Source organism: Moorena sp. SIO4A1 (assembly GCF_010672065.1).
Taxonomy (GTDB): Bacteria; Cyanobacteriota; Cyanobacteriia; order Cyanobacteriales; family Coleofasciculaceae; genus Moorena.
Window position 1 is genome coordinate 1 of sequence record NZ_JAAHHX010000539.1, and the last position, 1,701, is coordinate 1,701.

Consider the following 1,701-nt stretch of genomic DNA (forward strand, 5'->3'; position numbering starts at 1 on the left):
CTTTTTTGCCCGCTACCTAGAAGGGCAAAAAAGGGAACTGCTTGGGAATTTTCTTCTGGTTTGTCCATATTAGACATGGCTTTAAACTCCTAGTGGATAAATAAGATGTGGGGAAATAGGAGATAGGATGTGGCTAAGTATGAGTATATCCATGAATAGACCCATGAATAGACACAACTATTTCCCTATAAATCTATTAAAAGCCATGCCTCCCTAGCTGTAACGCCAAATTGGCGAAAATTTTTAATTGAAACCTAAAATAAATAAGTTAGGATCTGGGTAGATTCTTCCCCATTTTCCAGATATCCCCGGTCTGAAAATATTACACGGATTGCTATATATCTTCTTGATCAGATGGGTACTTTTGAGTCTCAACTATTATATCATCTCGAAACTTAAAGGTTACCCCCGACCAATCTTCCCGATCAGATGGGTACTTTCTGGTAAGACTGCGAATAGGCAATATAGTACCACCTTTGACAGTTTCCATTTCTTCTTTAGATAAGTCTTCAATAAATTGTCCCTCCAAGTAGCGGGCAAAAAAGGGAACTGCTTGGGAATTTTCTTCTGGATTGTTCAGGTCTGACATTGAAAAAATACTCCTAGGTAATTGATTGAACTTACTTGCTAGTTAAACTAGCCCTTAGCAAAGGTATTAGGGAGTAGTAAGTAGGTAGTAGAGAATAAAAATCCTAAAATTTTCTACCTAAAGTGATATTACATGATAAAAATAACCACTTAACTAAACCCTTAACACTTGATAGTTTCCAAGTATTACGTAGTATATTAGCAACAAAAATTTATTCTACCCTTAATAATTAAAACAAAATAGGACATAAAAATAACAATTATGTCTCATAGCCCTAGAAATCTCTGTGTAGTCCTACTTTGAACCATTGGTATTTTTTTTAGTAATGGGTAATGGTACGAGAGTAATCACAATTACCATTACCATTACCCAAGCCTGAAAATACCGATGCTATCTGGATATCAAAGAAATAAAGACGATTCTGAGCCCATCTCCGGATATCTCCATCTTGTTAATGTGGTGGACACAGGAAATTCTTGAGTTCTTCAGGAATTTCTTCAAAATGCTCCAGAAGGAAATCCATTATGGCCAGATGGTACAAATCAATTGCCATCGGAGAGCGATAGTTGTGACCTCTGGCAAACCAGCGCTGTACTGTGCCTTCGCTACGGGAGCAAATACAGGCGATGACCTCGTAAGTCACTAACCATTTTCGATAAAACTGTTGTGGTGTCATCCCCAATTTGCAGTTACTGTAGCGCTGGATTAAGGCTTGGTCTTTTTCGGTTAGAGGACGGGGCTTTTTCATAAAGCTTCCTCTACTGCTAGAGTTTCTAAGTCTTGTTCACAGGCTAGTACGGTGATGGCTGGTGAACTCCAAAAGTATAGCGCTAGTCGCAAAATGAGATGGCAAATCCGCCACTGACAGCTTGTGGCAAACAGCTTGGCAAACAGCGTCGAAGCCTGTTCCACAGTTTCTTGGTAGGGGTGAGCCTCACCATCAGGGTGAAATGGTTTTAGCATAGGATGTATCTCCTTGTGTTAATGGAGGAGCCAGAAGCCAGCGTTTGCCATGGAAACTTTGCGCTGGCTTCTTTCTATCTCCTTATCTATCGGGTAAGTCAGCGGGATTACTCCCGCTTCGTCCCCAAAGCACCGTGCGAACAAGTTTA

3 protein-coding genes are annotated in these 1,701 nt (G+C 40.2%); all 3 read right to left on the minus strand.

Features of this window, described 5'->3' with window-relative positions; translation table 11 throughout:
- Positions 1–334: 334 nt before the first annotated feature.
- The 3 genes from F6K53_RS40355 to F6K53_RS40365 all read right to left on the minus strand — a co-directional run bounded on the left by F6K53_RS40355 (position 335) and on the right by F6K53_RS40365 (position 1,552).
- Entirely contained in the window at positions 335–589 is a 255-nt protein-coding gene (locus F6K53_RS40355) for a microviridin/marinostatin family tricyclic proteinase inhibitor (protein WP_293059274.1), read from the minus strand.
- A 451-nt stretch (positions 590–1,040) separates the two neighbouring features.
- A complete protein-coding gene (locus F6K53_RS40360; RefSeq protein ID WP_293059271.1) occupies positions 1,041–1,337 on the minus strand; it encodes a helix-turn-helix domain-containing protein in 297 nt (98 codons plus the stop codon).
- Complete coding sequence (locus F6K53_RS40365; protein WP_293085752.1) at positions 1,334–1,552, minus strand: hypothetical protein; 219 nt, start codon at positions 1,550–1,552, stop codon at positions 1,334–1,336. The genes F6K53_RS40360 and F6K53_RS40365 overlap by 4 nt, the downstream gene beginning before the upstream one ends.
- Positions 1,553–1,701 lie beyond the last annotated feature (149 nt).